8 protein-coding genes are annotated in these 19,816 nt (G+C 42.6%); 4 read left to right on the forward strand and 4 right to left on the reverse strand.

Translation table 11 applies throughout. The features are described from left to right. Window positions 1-97 precede the first annotated feature (97 nt). Window positions 98-919: a substrate-binding periplasmic protein gene (locus S4054249_RS07435; RefSeq protein ID WP_046358284.1), complete on the forward strand. Its 822-nt coding sequence runs from the start codon at window positions 98-100 to the stop codon at window positions 917-919. Between the two features lie 262 nt (window positions 920-1,181). Here the strand turns inward: S4054249_RS07435 and S4054249_RS07440 are convergent, their stop codons facing one another. From S4054249_RS07440 to S4054249_RS07455, 4 genes are all read right to left on the reverse strand, one after another. Then, the gene (locus S4054249_RS07440; protein WP_046358285.1) at window positions 1,182-2,495 is read right to left on the reverse strand and encodes a hypothetical protein; all 1,314 of its coding nucleotides are present in this window, start codon (window positions 2,493-2,495) and stop codon (window positions 1,182-1,184) included. 248 nt (window positions 2,496-2,743) lie between these two features. Then, window positions 2,744-4,339 carry an esterase-like activity of phytase family protein gene (locus S4054249_RS07445; protein ID WP_046358286.1) on the reverse strand — a complete coding sequence of 532 codons (1,596 nt, stop codon included), beginning with the start codon at window positions 4,337-4,339 and terminating at the stop codon, window positions 2,744-2,746. 183 nt (window positions 4,340-4,522) lie between these two features. Then, window positions 4,523-5,608 carry an EAL domain-containing protein gene (locus S4054249_RS07450; protein ID WP_052961166.1) on the reverse strand — a complete coding sequence of 362 codons (1,086 nt, stop codon included), beginning with the start codon at window positions 5,606-5,608 and terminating at the stop codon, window positions 4,523-4,525. Between the two features lie 50 nt (window positions 5,609-5,658). After that, on the reverse strand, window positions 5,659-6,129 hold the full coding sequence (locus S4054249_RS07455) for a DMT family transporter (protein ID WP_046358287.1): 471 nt from the start codon (window positions 6,127-6,129) through the stop codon (window positions 5,659-5,661). 1,068 nt (window positions 6,130-7,197) lie between these two features. On the opposite strand from S4054249_RS07455, the gene S4054249_RS07460 reads away from it, so the two are divergent. Genes S4054249_RS07460 through S4054249_RS07470 form a run of 3 tightly spaced genes read left to right on the forward strand, consistent with a single transcriptional unit; the run spans window position 7,198 to window position 19,650 of the window. Further along, window positions 7,198-8,688, forward strand: coding sequence for a hypothetical protein (locus S4054249_RS07460; RefSeq protein WP_063881486.1), 1,491 nt, complete (start codon window positions 7,198-7,200; stop codon window positions 8,686-8,688). Then, window positions 8,681-19,279 (forward strand): RHS repeat-associated core domain-containing protein, encoded by a 10,599-nt coding sequence (locus tag S4054249_RS07465; RefSeq protein ID WP_069949047.1) that lies wholly within the window; start codon window positions 8,681-8,683, stop codon window positions 19,277-19,279. Before S4054249_RS07460 ends, S4054249_RS07465 begins: the two co-directional genes overlap by 8 nt. Then, entirely contained in the window at window positions 19,279-19,650 is a 372-nt protein-coding gene (locus tag S4054249_RS07470) for a hypothetical protein (RefSeq protein ID WP_046354153.1), read from the forward strand. The genes S4054249_RS07465 and S4054249_RS07470 overlap by 1 nt, the downstream gene beginning before the upstream one ends. The last annotated feature ends 166 nt before the right edge of the window (window positions 19,651-19,816 follow it).

Raw genomic sequence — 19,816 nt, forward strand, 5'->3', positions numbered from 1 at the left:
TATTTAACAGCAAATTATATAGGGGGAACAGATTTGTTTTGTCAGATATGACGAACTTAACTAAGCTTTTAATAAAGGTGTTTTTCTAGGCGGTATAATGGTCCTATTGTTGCGAGCATTGGTCACAATATGTTTAACATTTGGCTTTGCTTGGCAGGCAGGTGCAAAAACGGTGTCAGTGATCACTTTACCTGATTACGCACCATTTGGGTTTTTAGACAATGGTGATACTCATTTGGTCAAGGTTGCACCTGGAGAAGATAGCCCGGTATTTAAAGGGTTTGCGTGGGATGTAGTACGTGAGAGCTTTCACGAAATGGGCTACACAGTAGAGCTTTGGGTCGTGCCTTGGGCCAGAGCATTGACCTACCTTGATAATGGTCGAGTCGATTTAATCTTTCCAGTTAGCATCAGTGAAGAGCGCCTAAAAGTGTATCGATACTCCAAGGAGTATGTCAACACGGTGTACTACCGTATCTATGTTTTAAAGGAACAATCTATTGAGTGGAAGTCGCTATCGACCTTTGAGGGTGAGACGATTGCGCAAATGCGGGGGTTCAATTACGGTGCCAAGTGGGATCAGGCTACTAATATTAAAAAGTATGATGTGGGAGGCATATTTCAAGGGTTCGAAATGTTGAAAAGTAGACGAGTGCAAGGCTTTGCAGGTTATGAAGGAGTTTGGGACATTGTTTTGCAGCAACATGATTTAGAAGGTGACATCATTAAGCTACCGATGTTTGATAGCAACAAAGAGTTTATTGCCGCTTCATATGGTAACCCGATGGCTAAAAAATTGCTTAAGCAGTTTGACTTGGGGAAGCAGCGGATCAGCGAGAATGGCACCTTGACGAGAATAAAACATAAATGGTCTGGGGTGTTAAGTGAGCAATCAGCGTTACCGACACAGAAAAATTAGCTTCTATTCAAATAACGACACTGAAAAATTAAGCTGCGCAATATCCATTCTACAAGTCCATTATTGAATTTAAAAAAGTAGCAAAGCCACGGTAAAACACTCTATTGCAAGCAAGGTTGAGTGGGGGATTGTTCACCGGTTTTTACGTTTTTGGGTGAGCTAATAGCTCCAAAAATAAATGAACTTGTGCGACAGCGGTGAGTATTTAGCACTTTGCCTGTTGTAAACACGACAAGTGCTCATGCTCACAAAACAGCTTAATTCAAACAGTGTTGCCATTTTGTATTTTGGCTAATTTTTTAAAAAAGGTGGCGGCGTTAAAGTGTGCACTTTGCGTTAACAGCATCAATGAGCTGACTAGTTCCTGAGATAAATAAGGCTTCATCCCTTCAATAAAAGTAGCAACAGACGCAGGTTTACCAGACTTTATATGCAGGTTGAATACTTGCCATGCACTAAAAATGTCGAACGTGCTCTTGCGAGCGGTCAATGCATCATTGATTTCATTAATAAGTACTAATCCACAACTGTAGTGTAACCTGGGGTTTGATTTTACAGCGCGAATATAGATTGGCTGATCTGCTAGCCCCTCAATGCATTGGTGCTGTGCAATCGCAACCTTTTGTGAGAGCAAGTCAGTGTTGTTTGCCACTTTTGCAGAAGCAATCCCCGCCAAAAACTCAGCTGCGCCTTCATGTAACCATGCTTCTGTGGGGGTCTCAATATCAGATCCTTGCTTTTGATAGAGGTGAGCTACTTCGTGCGCAAAAAACCAAAAAATAGATTCACTATCGACTTGTTCAATGGCTTTGTTCCCGTACCAATGCATAAAAATTTGATTGGATAACGTACCACCTTGGCGGCCATATTTACCGTCGGTAGTGTCACTGAATGAAGCGAATAAGGCAGGGCGATAATCTAATGGGCCCATTTTGTTTGCAAAAAAGTCCATCAGTTTCGGTAAGTCTTGTTCGATATGTTTCTTCAAAGTAGAGGGCAAGTGTCCATCAATTAGACTAACAAAGTGAGTATCTTCAATTGGCGCTGTTTGTCCAACATACACTTTTTGACCACTGTTTTTAGCTATCCACTGTGCCTGGTCTTTATGCACTTTGCCATCAACAATCATATGATTGCCTGAAGCTCTGACTTCGATTGGCCACGCATTCGCACCTTCATTACAGGTCGATGCACAAGCAAAAAAACGTGCCGAATGAATCAGTATGCCATTGTCTGAAAATGGGGAAAAGGGCGCATATTCCTTTGGCAATGGCGTATAGGTTGGAGTGAGTTTTATTGTGACTTGAGAGAATGGGTGTCCATCTTTTCTGGTGATACTTTCTTGTACATTTTCCTCGCTAAAGCTTATCACATAGTTTGGGCTATTGGGCTGCCACCTTTTTACTCTTGAGTTATCGGGTGTCCTGTTAAATACAAGCTTATTAACTGGTGTATCAACGCGATAGGTCACTGTCCATGTATTATCAGGGTGCTTTTCGATATATGTAAACACTTGTGCAGCAAATAATATAGGCGAAAATACAGCGAGTATAAGTAATATGCATTGTTTAAGCACGGTAACTATTCCTTCATTCTATTTTTATCGATGTAGATTTTATAGATGTGTTATTATTAAGGTATCGATTAAGAGTAATGAGTATACGATAAATCAATGCTGAATATTATATGCTTTGACTGGTTTTTTCTGAGGTGAAGTGTTTAATGTTATTTGCTAAATGTATTTAGTATCTCTCTATTTTATAGCTAAATTACTCCTGTCTATTCTATTAAATAGAAAAAAAGCGGCCGAAGCCGCTATTTATATTATTTATCAAGCGTGAGATTTTCAAAAAAGTAGAGTGTATTACTATCTACAATTGATTTCGCAGTATCTAAATATTTTTGTTCTAGTACGCCATCTGTTGACCAGGTTGCAAAGTCATCGTCATTCAGTACTGCCAAGCGACTATTGTCAATTAACCACATGCCTTCAAGCTTATCATGGGGGTATTGGATCTCTTGTATTAGATCTAACACCAATGACTTACTAACGGGAGTTATCCCATGTGTCGTCAGTGTGTCCCAGCCTGAAGTTAATATTGTTTGCTCCAAAGTTTGCCCTGCGATTAATAACCCTAAATTATCGTCTTGTGTCAGCTCATTGCTTGGTGTGATCTGCTCCAAATTCGTGGCGTCAAGGAGATTGATTTTGTAGATACGTTTCATCGCGTCTGGCGTTTGCTCATAAAAAGCACCATCACGTTCAATCACTAAAAACTCTGTATTTGAGAGCGCGACAATTGCGGAGTTTGAATTTTGCGCTTTTTCTTGTTTGTAGAGGTATTGAGCAATCTGTTTCGTTTTTAAATTAATCGTGACAATACGAGTAATATCGAGTGCTTTAACCGTATTATCAGGGTTATACAGGGTTGATTGCATGATACCGACCAAGGTTGTTTCATCAGGCGTAATTGCGAGTCCTTCCATGCCTCGGTTTGCTCTGCGCTTAGCATACTCTTTGGGGAGCGTGATACTTGTACGTTCATCGTGAGCGAATGCATTAATACGTTCTATCTCTTTACCTTCGTTATCAAAATGGACAATATGCGGACCATATTCATCACTCACCCAAAAACTGCCATCAGATAGCGCCACAAGGCCCTCACCATCAAGCCCGTAATTATCTAATTTAATGGGGTTTTGCGTTTGGTGGTACGGTTGACTTTGGTCTACTAGGATAGGTTGTCCATCTACCAGATAAGGCGTCTCGCCTGTGCCGCCTAAATCTGAAGCATTTGGCAGTCCGGAGATTGGCGTGCCGTCGGGGCGCTTAAGCAGAACATCTTTCAATTTGATCACGGTGCCAGAAGTCGTTAGCTCAAATAGGCCAATGCGAGGTGTGTAGTCAGGGGTAGGAAATGTTTTTCCTTTGCCATAGTCACCGGTATAAGTGGCATTGGGACCGCGATCAGTCAGCGCATAAAATTGGTTCTTGAGACCCGGATGAGCCACCATATCTGAGCCATAGCCACCATTTCGGATCTCAAAGCGACTGCCTGCAATACTGCCGTTTTGTAAATCTGCTCTCATCGCTGAGTAAGGTAGCTTACTTCCTTGTGCATTAATAGGTGTTGGAGTACATACATAGTTGGTTTGGTTTACTTCTGAGCTATCTAATATCTGATCACGATTTAGATCTAACCCTGAGTGCAAAGCGATGCCACCAAAAAAGCATTGGCTATGAGCCATGTCCAGTGTTTGCTGATTTATAAGGCTGGCAAGACCTGCTTGGCCATCTGATCCTGCCGTGCCATCAACGCCATTATTACCAGCTGGGCCATCTTTACCATCATCGCCGCTACACGCGCTAAGTAATGCCATCAGTGAGCAGGTTATTAGGCTCAATTTCACCTTCTTCATTTTATACTCCATATTTTTATTGTGTGCGCTAAAGCATCGTTTGATTGAGACAGGCGCTAGCATATAGTCGGTACATCAAGAATTTATGACATCCAAAAATAGAGGAAGAAGGAGCGATAGCTGAATGAAGGCATTAATAAGCGTCATAAAGATGACTTTATTGAATGCCGTTTTTTACCTTGCTTAGCAGAGCATTTTGACAGGACTGGGTTTGTCGAAAAAGTAGCCTTGGGCTAAGTCAACACCAATGGATTTTGCGATGGATAGTTGCTCAGCATGTTCTATGCCTTCAGCGAGGACTTTGCCACCGTATTGGTGTACGGTTTGGATCACTTGTTTTAATTCATTGACAATATGTTGATTGTTAGGTAGCTGGCCGATGATAGTGATACACAGTTTTGCGACATCTGGTTTTGCGATATTGATGGTTTCGATTTCAAAAAATCCACAACCAACATCATCGAGCCAAATTTGATAGCCAAGTTGACGTAAGAACGTCATTTTCTCTTGCAGCGATGCCCAATCGTTAACGGGTACATGTTCTGTTAACTCAAGACAAATATACTCGGGGTAAGGGTGAGTGAGTAGTAGGTGGTTGACCTGCTCGCAAAAAAGCATTTTTGGCGATAGGTTAACGGTGAGCATACAAGCTTTTTGTGTGTTACATACTGCTGTGTGTGCCTTAAAGTGCGTGAGTAATGCCTGTAATTCAGCTTCATCTTGTCGTCCGTTGGCTAACGCGGCGTCGAAGAGTTTATCTGGCCGATGTAAGCTTGAGTCAAGGGGGCCTCTGATGAGTGCTTCATAGCCAAATAGTCTGTCAAATTGAACATACTGAATGCTTTGCCAGTATGGCTCGAGTCGTTTATTCGCCAATATGTCGTCAAGTTCAGTTGCTCCGGCGGTGTCAACTTCTAAGTGGGCTTTGCTGACTGTTGAGCGAATGGCATTACTGTGAGGGGTTACGGATGAAATACTTTGCGCGCTGACTTGAATATCTGAGCAACGCACTAACGATGAATCTAGTCGTTTATTTAACTCTTCACATAAACGCTGACTTATATAATGTGCAGCGTCATTGTTATTGGCAAATCGGTCGCTCTCAAAGCAAAGTTCTGCTTCTCCATAGCTGTGTTCAATAAGAGGGGTTTGGGTATCACTTTGTATGCTTTCGACCAGCGCAGACCAAATCATCACGCAAGTGTCATTGCCAAGTCTGGCAATGATTGCTGGCCATCCAGCAAGTGTTATCAGTATTCTTGTTTGCACAGCGCACTCCTATGTGCTTAGTCGTTGTTTATTCGACGATTGGTAACGTGTCAGGCATGTTGAGGTTTGCTCAGTACGAGTAAAACGCCAGTTATCATTAAAACTAACCCAGTTAGTCTTTTTAAATCTAATTCAAACGGTTTCACACCAAAAAAGCCAAAATGGTCAATGACCGTCATTGCAACTAATTGGCCAAGCAACACAAAAGTAATGGCGTTGGCAATACCAAACTTTGGGGCGACCCAAGTTATGGTTAAAATATAAAACATCACAAAGCACCCACCTAAATAAAAATACCAAGGCGTGTCTGCCACAAACAGTGTTTTTGGCACCCCGTTACTGGCAAATAAATAGATAAGGGCTATGCAAAGCCCAATAAACAATAAAATTGCCGCAGCAAGGGCTGTGTTTTGTAATTTACTCCCTAAGCCGCCATTTAAGGCTGCCATGACAGGGATCCCAAGGCCTGCGACAAACATAATCAGAGCATAAATAATAAGGCTATGTGTATTTTGCAACATGTTAGAGACCTAGGGTTAATTGATGAGAGACGGGGGCGTTTTTCGACTTTAATCTGTGGGTCGTTCTTACCTTAATGTGAGGCATATTCATTCCTTATGAAAGCAAATCGCTCACTGATTATTGCCTGTGCATGTCGGGTTTTCAACTTATCAAGGATGTAAATGTAACTTGGCCTTCGCTTATCTGAACTCTATGAATTGTAAGTAATATCAATAGTTCAGTTTTATTTGCAAGCCCGCAACTGCGCAGTTCTTGCGATAATAACTCTGTGTTTCTTCTTTGAGCTCTGCATAGGCGTCAATATTACAGACAAAGTTAATGGCATCAATAAGGCTTAAGTTGATGCGTTTAATTTTGTTTAAAAGACGTTTTATCAGGGCTCTTTTTTAATTAGTAGCACTTTTCCTTTTGATATAAGCAGCATAAAAAGTGAGTGAATTAACAGTTCGTATAAATAAACACTAAAAAATAATTTGCCTAAAACTAAGCATAGATACACCAAAGCAGTATTGTTTAGTGTGATTTTTAATCGGGGAAATATAACGTACTAACTTATTACGCTTTTAGTTATGGCAAAAACTGACGACACAATTAAAGACTCTTAATTAAAAAACACTGTTAATAAGGGAAGTAACCACCATAGCCCAGTTGACCTTTTCGGTGACAACTTTTGTTGCATGTCGCAAACCTGATTTTGGCTTAGTTATAAAGAGAATAGCTGTTCATTTGAGTGGGGTTCTTTGTAATAAAGCCTATTGCTAGCAGTAACACTTGGAAAACGTAATTGTATTAATTTAGGTGATTATTATTTTTATAAAACTATTTTTTCACTAAACGATGAAAAAGAGCTGTTTATTTGCCCTGAAAGTTGTCTTTTTTGTTAATGAGGGTTCTTTTTTTTGGTGATTTTTTATGGGTTGTTGATTAATAAATTTATATTCCTTGATTGGTTGTTTATTAACCTGATTATAATAGTATTAATTTTTTGTTTTTCTTGTTTGTTATGTTTATGGTGTGATTATTTTGTGTTAAATTTCGTGCGGATTTATTGCAGGGAGTTGTTTTAATTGTTTAATATTAAATTTTTAAATATTGTGCTGGTTTCATCAATTAGCTTTTCTTGTTTTGGGTTTTCTAATCTAAAACCACGGCTATCGGATGGTGAGGTGGCACTTCACGTCAAAGGCACAAAAGATAAGTTATCATGGACCAAAGTTGAAGGCGCAACTGAGTATGCCGTGATCCCATACCCCGGAGACACAATATATCAAGCAAGGTATGGTCAAGATCCAGGTGGAGGCATGAGTCAATTTAATAGCTTCCCTTTACCTGAATATACAACCTATACAAACTCGATTGAAATTACTAATCCGCGTTCAGATGTACGGTATTTAGTTGTCCCTTGTAATCGGTTTGGATGTGCTGATGGTATTATCTCTGAACGTATTCATGCATCAATTTATTTACATGCTATTGAAGAGCTGTCCTATAGCAAAGGTGCTATATACCCTTGGGAGTCCTCTACAATCCGTTGGAAAAGCAGTGGTGCGCATACTGTTAACTTGTTAAAAAATGGCAGAGTGTATTTAACCAATTTACCAAAAAATGGCAGTGTACCAGTACGAATAAATGAAAATACCAAGTACACAATACAAACGCTCGGTGTTGGCGGGGTTAGAACAAAGTCAAGTACGTTAATATATAAACATGCAAAAATTGAGGACCCCATCAATGATAGTGGCTATTTAATGCCACTGCGTAATTTGGGGATAGATATTATCCCACGTACGCTAGTTAAAGGTAACTATCGTTATTTATTTGTCGCCGACAAGGCCAATAACCTACATAAAGTAGATTATTCAAAAGCAACACCTGAACTAGTATGGTCAATACCTTTAGATGGTAAAGTGGTTAATAAGCCCTTGGTCGAGCAGGGCAACTTATATTTTGGGGTGAGTAAAATTGATGGCTCAGGGGCTGTTTGTTCATTAAATGTGAATTACTCGACGCGTAAATCTTGCAAAACAACAACCGATGCTGTGATAGCAGGTGCACTTGTTATGGATCTTTACCAAGGTCCCAATAAAGTCGATAGCAGCATTATCTTTGTTAGTCATAAGGGACTCGTCCTTGAATATACGTCTAATTTGGTTGAGTTGCGTAAAACATCAAACTTACCTGCGTCTATGCTAGGTAAGTCTATCGTTGCGACCCCCGCAATCAATCGCAGAGAAGGCCGAGTCTATTTCCAATATCAAGATATTCATTCACAAGAAACCAAATTGACCTCGATTAAGTTTTCGAATAGTGGTGGAAGTAGCGCTGAACCAATTAACCCCGGCGATCCCGGTGTTGACCCGGGAGACAATCCGGGGGGGCCCATAATTGGACCGATAGATCCTCCACTCTATTCCTTTACAGTACCATTGAGAGCGCTTTCTAATATGGAGTTGGCAGAGCTTAATGAGGAGTCGGTAAAAATCGACAACATGTTTGAAGTGGAATGGACTGCCACAGTGCAAGATGCTGTCAAGCAACCAGGAGGTCAGCATGAGTAAATTTAACACCTTATGTTTGTATTTATTGATGTGTATTGGCTTTGCAACTCAGGCAAATGCGTCAAGTAAGCCACAATATTGTTTGGGCGGAACAAAAACGGTGGGTCTTGATAGTGGCAAGACACGTCAAAGATTTACCGTCGAACTAGCTGACCCAAGAATGGCATCGAGATTTGCGGATGTCATGATGTTCACCAATGGCACGGTGACGAATATTACAGCGCCAAATGGCCATATCTATCAAACGACGCGTGACTTTGGGGTTGGGAGCTACCGATTTATATCTATATTCAGTTGGGGTAATGGAGCTAATTTGGATCCTGTTGTTTGTAATAGAACGCTTGAAGTTAAACCCTACTCAAAGCCGAGCATCGCTTTTGGGCATACGCGTGATGCAAATGATGATACTAAAGTTACCCTAACAGCACGTGTAACGGACTCAGCCAGCCAGATTGAATCTTTTTCCTTGTGCCAAAGTAATACGGCAGGTGCCTGTATCGATGGAGGTTATCGCAAAACCTTTAATCCAAATTCGAGCTCAGATCAGAGCGCGAATATCACGGTAGGGTATGATAATGATGTGCATTACACGGTTAAAGCGACCAATGATATTAATATCAGTGATTCCAAAACTATAACTGTACATAAAGCGACAGAAGAGGATAGGCCTTCGCAAGTCACTTTAAAAGTTTATGATGTCGATGGCAATGAGCTCGCCAATAACAGTGTTTTAACTGTAGGTACAGATGTCCATGCTGTTGTCAGTATCGATGATCCAGATGCTCAGTCTTATAATTGGCCAAGCAGTGCAATCATAAACGATACAACCGTAAAAAATGCGAGCACGCTGACGTTAGCGGGTGTCTTTGAAACGCTCTCATGCTTTGAGAGTGGTAATAAAAAGCAAACGGCTTGTAGCGAACGCTTTTCTGTTACTGAGGATACGACATTTACCGCACGCTCAGGCAGTGGTACATCCAATGCTATCCACCTTAAGACCGCGTCTTTACCAAGTATTACCGAGATAGCTTTAACGAACGAATTTGCAAACGCCAATGAAACCGTCACCCTGACCTTTAAGGCGTGGGATGCAGGCGCACGGGTAGCACAAGAGAGATTACAAGTCTGTGTCGTGCCCGGTTCGCAATCAAATATAACGTCTTGTCCTAGTAACCATAACAGATCTGGAAGCTTGGTGTACCAAAACGACAAGTACGCGCTCTCCTTTAAAGCCCCATCAAGCAATATTACAGCGCAGTATACTGTGGTGATATTAGCTAAAGATGATGTAATAGATAAATGGGTGCCCGGTTCAGTCGGTCTCACTGTTTTTGTGCCTGTAGCTATTCTATTAAACGATCCGCCCTCGGACAGTAAAGTCCACAATCGAAATACTACATATACATACCATGTGAAATTGGGGGCATTGAGCAGTGCCCATTTAGGCGCAAAAATTAATGCCATAGAGCTATATAAAAGTGGAGAGTCGGGCGTTGTGGTAGCCGATGCGATCAATCCAGGAAATTTGGATGAACAGGGGTTACCGAGCGTATTTCCCATCAAATGGAAACCCGGCAACACACTGAGTGACAAACAAACTTTTAAAGTACGAGCACGCATAGCAGTCAATCAGACTGAGATGCGGTATGAGAGTGTAGGCGAATATCGTTTTACTATTGAGTCAGTTGCACCGACTACACCTAGACTCAGTATTACCCCCAGTGCAGACGCACCTGGGCACTTTACTCTAACCATGCCGCCGGTCAACTTTGCCGATAAATATTCTATTTTTGAACGTGCGAGCAATAATACGGGCACTAATCTGAATGACCCACAGCAGTGGAAGCAGTTCGAGGATATTCATTTTAATAGTGATAGCCTCAAGATTGAAAAAGAAATACGTAAATCGTCTGACACGTTTAATGAAACTTTTACCTATTGCGCCGTAGCGCGTAATGGCAACCTATCGAGTAGTACAAATTACAACAGCATTAGAAACTTGTGTGTGACCTACACCAATAATAACGAAGGGGGCTTGCCATTGCCGCCGAGGTTTACGACGGATATAGATAACATACCAAGCGGCCCTTATACCTTGGCGTGGAGTTCAGAGGACCAAAATAGCAGCTCTGTGAGATTTAAACTAGAAAGCCAAGTTGCTTCGGGACCTTGGCGAACGCTGTTATCAAACACCAGAAACAGGTCTTTCTCTGTCCAAAGCCCTGCCATACAACACGAGGTAAACTATCGGATTAGTGCGTGTAATGTAAATAACGCAAATAAATGCGCACGAGGACAAACGTTAACGCTTCAACATGCTCCGCCTATTATTAGCTTGGCAAAAATGTGTACCACGGGTGACTGTTTAGAGATACAGGGTGCTGGCTTTCATCAGCAAGGGCCGATCTTTATTCAAGAAAACCTGACGGCGATCCCGCATCAAATTGCAGCCAGTAATGTCACGCTCACAACGAGCGCAAATGGCGCTCAAGTGTTGACGGTTAGAAATTTACCAACCGATGTGAAACATGCTTATCACCAAGGCGGGATTTCTGTTGGCGTAAAAAATAAGTTTATTAACAGCCCAATTGTCGAATACAGCACCGGTGAGCACATTGGTGAGGTTATCGACCCGCTCAACCACACCCCTACATTAGGAAAAAGTGGTCAAATCTATGTGGGTATGAACAATAAATTATGTGCTTTTTCTGGTCAAAACCGAAAGTGGTGTAATACAACAGGTGGGTTTTTGTCTTCACGTGCCATTGTCACTTCATCGGGTATTGGCACGGATGTTATTTTTGCTGGATCTCGCGATCACAGTATTTATGCCTGGAACCAAAACGGCACGCAATTGTGGAAAAACACCACGCAGGGGGCCATAGAAGCCGAAGGCTTATTAGTGGGCGAAAGGCAAACTGATGCGACGCTATTTTACGGTTCTGATGACGGCGCTTTATATGCGCTCAATGCTTTAGATGGTGAAACCAAATATGTATATAAATTAGGCGCTCGTACAATTCAAAAGCCCATGTTGGTGGGCGACAATGAAATATGGGTGACGACCTCAGGCGATCAGCTGCATGTAATAAAACGAGGCAGTGCTGGGCTCGATAGGCTCAACTGGGGCGATCTACAGCGCTCTGCGTTGCTTGATGGTTTTAATAGGGACATTCCAACAGGTTGGGTGCCGACCAATGCCGATCATGAGGCAACATATACTTTGTTGAAGCTCGGCTATGTCATCTTAAAGCGTGAGTTGAGCCGCTTTGAGCTGTCATTTTTAACCTATACGGTGCGCTACAGTAATGTGACTATTCAAGAGGTTGTCGACGCAATGTTGCAATCTGATGAAGGAAAGCGCAATCACCCTGAAAGTCTATCCAGTGCCCATTTTTATGACTCAATCAGTAATGCTATCTTTTTTGCAGTGAAACAAGAGATGTTAGGTTCTGGCCGTTTGTATTGGGTTAACCAGTTAAACGCAGGTCTTTCAAGAACTGACTTTATTGTTAAGTTGATGAACGGATCTAATGAAGTGTCTGAGCGATACAAGCCGGTAGTCAGAAGCTCACTGTTTTATTACTACGGCCTGTGTCATGAAACAAGCCAGTGTGAATTAACAACTGACTCTGACGGTGATGGCGTAAATGATTGGATTGAATCGGAACTGGGTACAAATAAGATGGACCCAAGAGATGGTTTGCTCACACCACCGAGCCTGGCGTTAAATCAAGTTGAAGCAGGCACCCTGTCAGCGTTTCTTGAATACTATAAAAATGTAGACTATTTCGAACTCTATAACCCAGCTGATAACACTGGGCCAATAGTGCTGCCAGCCAGTAATAAAACGGCGACGACCAGCTCGGTTTACCCTAATGGCAGTCATACGTTTTTTGCTAAAGCTTGTATAGAGAAAGAAATTACGTTAGCTGGACAAACCCGTATTCATCGAGCCTGCTCTCAACCCTCTGCCAGACAGGTTATTGACATTGCTAATAGCACGATCCAAGGTCAAATTCATCCTTTGTCAGCGCCTAGCCGAGCTGAGCATTATCAGGGGCCAAGTGCTGAGCAGCTTGCACAACATCACAGTTTAGCCACCACAAGTGGTAGCTTTAGAGTGAATGAGCAAGGTGCGGCAACGTACTCAATACCTTTGCCATTGCCTAAAGGCATTGCAGGTGTAACACCTGAGGTCGCATTGACTTATAACAGTCAGTCTGGGCCTTCATCTGTGGCATTTGGTTGGCAGTTATCTGCGGGGTCAAGTATTACGCGTTGCAGACAAACAAAATTACATGATGGCAAATTTGAGGCAATTAAACCTGGGATTGCAGGGCATGACAGGTATTGTTTGGATGGTAGCCGACTTATTCTCACCAATGATGTGATCGAGGGCGAAATTGGCGCGCAGTATCGCAGTGAATTGGACTCGCAAATTCGCGTGGTCGTAGAGGCGCCTGAGCTATCGGGTACCAAACAGTTCGCAGTATATGGTAAAGATGGCAGCAAGCGTATTTACGGCGGCTCACCAGAAAGTGAGTTAGGCGGCACGTCGTCCCATGGTTGGTTACTGCGTCAAAGTATGGACAGAATTGCGGCCCTTGGTGAAGGGAATGCCCATAACATTGTGCATTATCACTACAGTAAAGGAAGCCAAGATTTGCCGGTTTTAGGTGACCTTGAAACCGTGTTGAGCAAAATTGAATACAGTGGCAACCTTGATGGAACAGGTAAGTACAGCGTTAAATTCAGATATCAAAAAGGAGCCGCTCGACAGTTAGCTTATGATTATTCACCGGCAAGTCAAGTCATGGTGTCACAAGCTGAATTGGTTAATATTTCAATTTATAACGGCAGTGAAATACTTAGCCATATTGACCTAAACTTTGAGCATGGCGCAAATGGTGCTCGGTTATTAAAAAGTGTCAGAGAATGTGCCAGCAATAGATTGGAAATTTGTAAAAAGCCGGTGGTCTTTGACTATACACAGACCTTTGCTCAGCCAGATCTTTCTGTTTCTGCCACGCTGGTAAGTGCGCCAGCCAGCAAAAAAGTGGTTGGGACGTCATTTGCTGACTTGCTCGGTAATGGCAAGCCGGCCTTGATCAGCCTGTCTCAAACTCATGACTCACGGCAACATCAACTGTGTATTATTGAGTCTGTCTCTTCACAAAGTTGTAGCCTCATTGATACCAATAACACCGCTGATAATCTAGAAATACTGGCGCTGGATAAAGAAGACGATGGTCGACAAGGGCTATTAATTAGAACGTCAAACGCAAGAAGTGACGCATCAATTAAGTGGGAATACTTTACGTTTGACGGCAGTCGTTGGCACAGGGAAGCCTTACCCGGTAGTCTTTCAATGCATCAATTGAGACTTGGGGATCTCAACGGCGATGGGTTCTCAGATCTGCTTTACACAGGTGGTCAAGGTTATAACACCTTTAAACAAATGTGGAACCAAAGGTATAAGGACTTCTCGTCTATGTCAGAAACGGTCGCATTGAACTACATCAATGACGACAAACCTTTTTATTTATTGGATGTGAACTTTGACGGGCTAGCCGATGTTGTGACGTCAAAATGTTCTGTGTCAGGATGCACCACTCAAGGGAAAGAGGATGTTGTTTTTGTTCACTTCAATCAATATGACTCTGGGGCGGACAAACATAAATTTGGTGATAGTCAAGTTGTGTATCTTGTAAATAGTCGGTTGATGCCAATGGACATCAATGCCGATGGTATTGTTGATTTGGGTTATGTGAACGCCGATAAAAAGTGGGCTTTTTCACTGTTAAAATCGTTTTCGGGTAGCTACTTGGCCAAAAGTGCGGAAATCACTTTGGAAACGCCAACGAACGCCAATATCAGCGCGGAAGATATCCATATTGCGCCTATACAGGCTGATCTAGATAAAGATGGCATTGCTGAGCTGTATGTAACGGGCCGAAACCTGCTAAATCAAAATTACTATTTGTATCGCTACGACTGGAAGCCAGCAACAAGTCGCTTCATGCTTGATGACCACAGCCCTGTTTATGAGTTGGGTCATCAACTTTCGGTGACAGATGGTATTTTCTTTTTAGATTATGACCACGATGGTGTCGATGAGCTGATATTGAATATTGGTAACACGCTGAAAGTTAAAGAAGCGGTATACAATGCGGAACCACCTGCTCAACTGCGACAGATCACCCAAGGATATGGCAACCAAACTAAGATCAACTATGGCTTAGCGTCAGATCCTAGTGTGTATACACTGGGCAGCCACAGTAAATCAGCGTTACTTGCCCAACAGTCAAATACGCGAGTGAGTGACTTGTATGGCAGTGCGTTTTTAGTAAAGCGGGTAACAACAGGGTCGCAGCAGACAATACAGGATATCACCTCAGAGGTAGATTTAGCGGTTGATTACCACTACGAAGGTGCTCGTGTGCAATTTGGCGGTAGAGGGTCATTGGGCTTTGAAGCATTGACAACCACCTCCCAAAAAGACGGAGTTACCTTTAAAACGCGAACTGAATATAGTCAAGCGTTCCCATTTATTGGTATGCCAACACGCACGCTTAAAACCATGACGACGGGCAACAATACTCTGGTTATCAGTGATGCAGGGAACCAGTACCGATACCATGTGAATGGGTGTGATAACGCAACGGGATCATGTGCTTACCAAAATGACATGGTGCCAGATTACTTCGCGGTATACACACATACAAGTAGAGAGTGCTCTGCTCGAATGGATATAGACTACGCGCGTTCCCTATATGATGTGTCTGGCTATGACTGTAGTGAAACAGTGATGAACCAAGATCGGTTTGCCAATGTTATCGACATGACGGTAAGTCAATATGACTCACTTATTGCCAGTGCCTTTTTAAACAATGCAAACGGCAATTTATTGTCATCAGTCACAACAGAAAATACTTATTACGGTGTTGAAGGCTGGTTAGAGCTGGGACGCTTGAAAACTGCACGGACCACCACAACACGCAGTAACGGTTTATCAGTTGTGAAAGACAGTGAGTTTGGTTACTACGCAGGTGGGCCACTTGATGGCATGCTTGCGTGGGAAGAGATAAACCCGACAGGTGGTTGTGATGAGTACCTAAAAACCAGCTATTTCTATGATGCAGTTGGCAACGTTACACGCAAAGAAACAGGTGGTAAAACAACCGGGTGTAGGGGCAATGCCAAGCGGATTGAAGTAACCAGTTACGATGCTGATGGACGATATATTAAAGCTCAGGACAATGGCTTATTTAGGACTTTCAATGTACATAGATACAACAAGTTCGGACAAGCAACAGAAACATCCAATACAGATGGTGTGCGTCAGTACCTTAAATTCGATGAGTTTGGAGGGGCAATTGGGCGCTATTCAGCGACGGGCGCACAGCAATATACATTAAGGGCTGAATGTCCGTACGATGTTAACCACTGTGCAGTCGCAATTAATAGCTATAAAAATACGGAGCTGTTGAGCCAACAATTTTTAGATAAACAAGGTCGAGAAATTGGAACTAGAGCGCTGACCGCTGGTGGCCAGTGGCTGTTCTCACAACAGCATTATGATGCATGGGGTCGAGTTGTTAAGCAGATCCCAGCGGGTCAGCCAAGTATTGAGACGGTGTTTGATGTATTTGATAACCCAGTCAAGGTGACAGACCATCAAACAGGCCTTGTGACGACATCATCTAATGCTGGTCGCGTAGTGACCAGTAAGGTAACGGGTAATGTACCTGGCAATGCACAAACCCAAATCACAACGTTTAACGTGTACGGTGAAAAAGAAACCGAAACCGACAATGGAGGTCATACTTTAACCTATACGTACAATGTTCTTGGCCAAGTTGAAACCGTTAAGTCCAGTGCTGACGGCGACAAAGTGCTTATCGTCAATAGCTATAATTTACAAACTGGATTAAAGGTGAGCCAAACCGATTTAGATGCGGGTACGTGGCGCTATACCTACAATGGGTTTGGTGAATTAATAGAGCAAGAAGACGCTAACGGAAATGTTCATCTATTTGATTACGATGAAGCTGGTCGTAAAACATCTCACAAAGTCAACGCGGTTAATGTTGCTACATGGGTGTTCGATAACACGAAAAAGCATCGCTTAGCCTATGAATATACGAGTGATTGGTCAAAAAGTTATATTTACGATGAGTTTGGGCGGGGCGTTGCCTCAGTCACAGACTTTGATAGTTCGGCACTCGATTGTAAGAGTGTGGACCATGTGTCGTATGAACCCTCAAGCAAAGATGTTCGAATATCCGCAACCCTCGCATCCGTGAGTGCCAGTCACTGTGTTGTGCAGCTGACGACATTTGATGAGTTTGGTCGCGTATTCCAACAGTTTGATGATTATCGTCGCCTTAAGCAGAGAAATGAATACATAGAAGCACAGGGTGTTCATTTTACCTATCACGCTGGTCAGGTTGTCAAAAAGCAAGAAGCGCGCGAGGGAAGCAATGGGGCAGTCTATTATCAATTTTCGCAAGAAGATGGTGCTGGGCGTGTGACTCACTACAATAAAGGTCGCTTTGCCATGTCGATTGGTTACAGTGATACCGGCTTTTTGAGCACTTTAAATGTAGGGGGCAGCCATGAGTATATTCAATCACATAGCTATGAATTTGATGGACTGGGTAACCTCACATCCAGCGCATTTACTTTAGATGGTGGGGCAATTGAAGCCACTAGATTTGAATATGACTCGCTAAACCGTGTTACAACGGTGGATGGGAGCGTGGCATTTGCTTATGATGCAAACGGTAACCTCACCGCAAAGTCTGGTTGGACGCAGCACTATGATGGGGTCAAGCCACATGCGATTTCAAAGCGTGTGAAGGGCAACCAAATAGAAGTGTTTGACTATGATAGCAATGGCAATCAAATCAGCGCGGTGATGACCAACCATGGCGTGACTGCGTCTCAACGCAGTGTGGTGTACTCTGCACGCAATAAGGCCACGGATATCACAGTCAACGGTGAATTGGTTCAGTTTAGTTATGATACCAATAACCGACGCTTTAAACGTGTTGAGCACAATAAAACCATTTACTACGTCGGCGCACTTGAAATCGTCAAAGAGCGTGGTTCAGAGGCTTTATCTACGCAAACGTATATTCGCCGTAATATAGGTAATGACGCGGTAAAAACGTACCATGAAAATGGCCAAGAGAGTGTGCAATGGTTATTTACAGACCATCAAGGCTCTGTTGTTGCAGTCGTCAATAACGGTGGCAAGCTGTTAAAGCGCTTTAGCTATGATGTATTTGGCAAGCAGTCAGAAGTACCTATGCCAAACAAGGACTTAGACAAACAAAACTGGGCCCTTGAAACAGGTCTGTTTTGGACTGTCGCGAGCAATCAAAGGGCGTATACAGGCCATGAACCGGTCAAGTTTGGTGACGATACCCGCATCATTCATATGAATGGTCGGATCTACGATGCAGACACCGGCCGATTTATGCAAACCGACCCGTTTGTTCAAGCGCCAAGTAATTTGCAGAACTATAACCGCTATAGTTATGTGCTGAATAACCCGCTGTCGTTTACGGATCCGAGTGGGTATTTGTTTACGAAGCCAGCTAAAAAAGTTTTCAGAAACTTTATTAGAGCGCATGCGAAAATATATGGTCCCGAATTAACAAACATGGTAGGAAATTTTGTCTTTTCTAAATTTGGGGGCGCATTCGGTAGTGCATATTGGAGTTATAACTATTCTCGTGCCATGGGAGGGAGCTCATCAGAGGCATTTAAAGCTGGCGCGATAGCAGGCTTTTCAGCATTGGCTTTCAAACAAATCGGCGATGCTTTTGATAATACTGGAGGGGCTTTCTGGAAAACAGGAGGTGCAGGTCACATAGGTGCGCATGCACTTACAGGTGGGATTATATCCGAGCTACAGGGCGGTAAATTTGGTCATGGTTTCTGGAGTGCGGGTCTGACCAAAGGAGCACAAGTTTCTGGTATTGTAAACATGGATTATATTGTATTGGGCACAGTTCAATCCATGGTTATTGCAGGTACTGTGTCGAAGTTAACTGGAGGTAAATTCGCCAATGCTGCAGTGACAGGTGCATTCCAGTATTTGTATAATGCAAAGGGGGGGAATGCTGGAAAAGGTATAGCAAAAGCTCTTAAAGATTTACAAAGGCATTTCTTTGGTGATGATAGGACTAGACAGCAAAAGATAGCTGAATATACTCAGGAGCTGATGGACGACTTGCATATGCCAGCCGATAAGGCATATGAGCAAGCAAGGAAGTTCTACAGTATCAAGAATAAATCGTCTACGTTACAACCAGGCCCATATGCTAAAGAATCGATTCCTAGTCATATGGGCAGGCCTACCGCTACTGAGCAAAGGCAAGTGAATGAGCTCATGAAAAAATACGGTTGTCATACCTGCGGTACAAAAGATCCAGGAACTAAAAGTGGGAATGCTGTTGCGGATCATCAACCTCCACAAGCTCTCGGTGATCCGAAAGAGTTCTTCCCCCACTGCATTAATTGTGCCCGTAGGCAAGGTGGTCAAGTTAGGCAAGTGAAATTAAAGAGAGGAAATTAATGGAAATAACTTTACCAGTGCCGAATGCAATAGTTTTTTTATATGATTCGGCGAACCAAGATATTCAAATTCCAGAATATATTGATAATGTTTTAGTTGCTGCTAATGAAAAGTGTGTATCAATTGGTACACAACTTGATGTTGATGGTGACGTAACAATAAAGCTATCAAATCAGCGTGATGATTTAGATAAAAATTCGTGTGAACGAGTTTTTGATGGGGTTATTTGTACTCCGGGGAAAAAGTTAGCAGTATCTACCAGTGAAGATGAGGCCATTCTTCAGGTGGACGTAAAAGGAGATAAAGCTAAAGTCTCTGTTTGGGTTGATGATTCTTCGTTTCCTAGCTTGGTATTGATCGAAGTTCAGTAGCAAGACAGTAAAAATATAAATGACATATATGGACACTCCATTTATGTCAAGTTAAGCAAATCTATCGGGGCAGTTTTTACTGCCTCGTTATCGTTATTTTATTCCCTACTAGCCGCATTTCGATGATTAACCACTTGCAATAAAGCGTTGCTCTGAAGAAATATAA

The organism is Pseudoalteromonas luteoviolacea, from assembly GCF_001750165.1.
GTDB classification, from domain to species: Bacteria; Pseudomonadota; Gammaproteobacteria; order Enterobacterales; family Alteromonadaceae; genus Pseudoalteromonas; species Pseudoalteromonas luteoviolacea_G.

Coding starts and splice junctions, on each gene's coding strand:
- S4054249_RS07455 (WP_046358287.1), bottom strand. CDS start 6,129: ATGTTGCAAAATACACATAGCCTTATTATTTATGCTCTGATTATGTTT.
- S4054249_RS07470 (WP_046354153.1), top strand. CDS start 19,279: ATGGAAATAACTTTACCAGTGCCGAATGCAATAGTTTTTTTATATGAT.
- S4054249_RS07445 (WP_046358286.1), bottom strand. CDS start 4,339: ATGAAGAAGGTGAAATTGAGCCTAATAACCTGCTCACTGATGGCATTA.
- S4054249_RS07465 (WP_069949047.1), top strand. CDS start 8,681: ATGAGTAAATTTAACACCTTATGTTTGTATTTATTGATGTGTATTGGC.
- S4054249_RS07435 (WP_046358284.1), top strand. CDS start 98: ATGGTCCTATTGTTGCGAGCATTGGTCACAATATGTTTAACATTTGGC.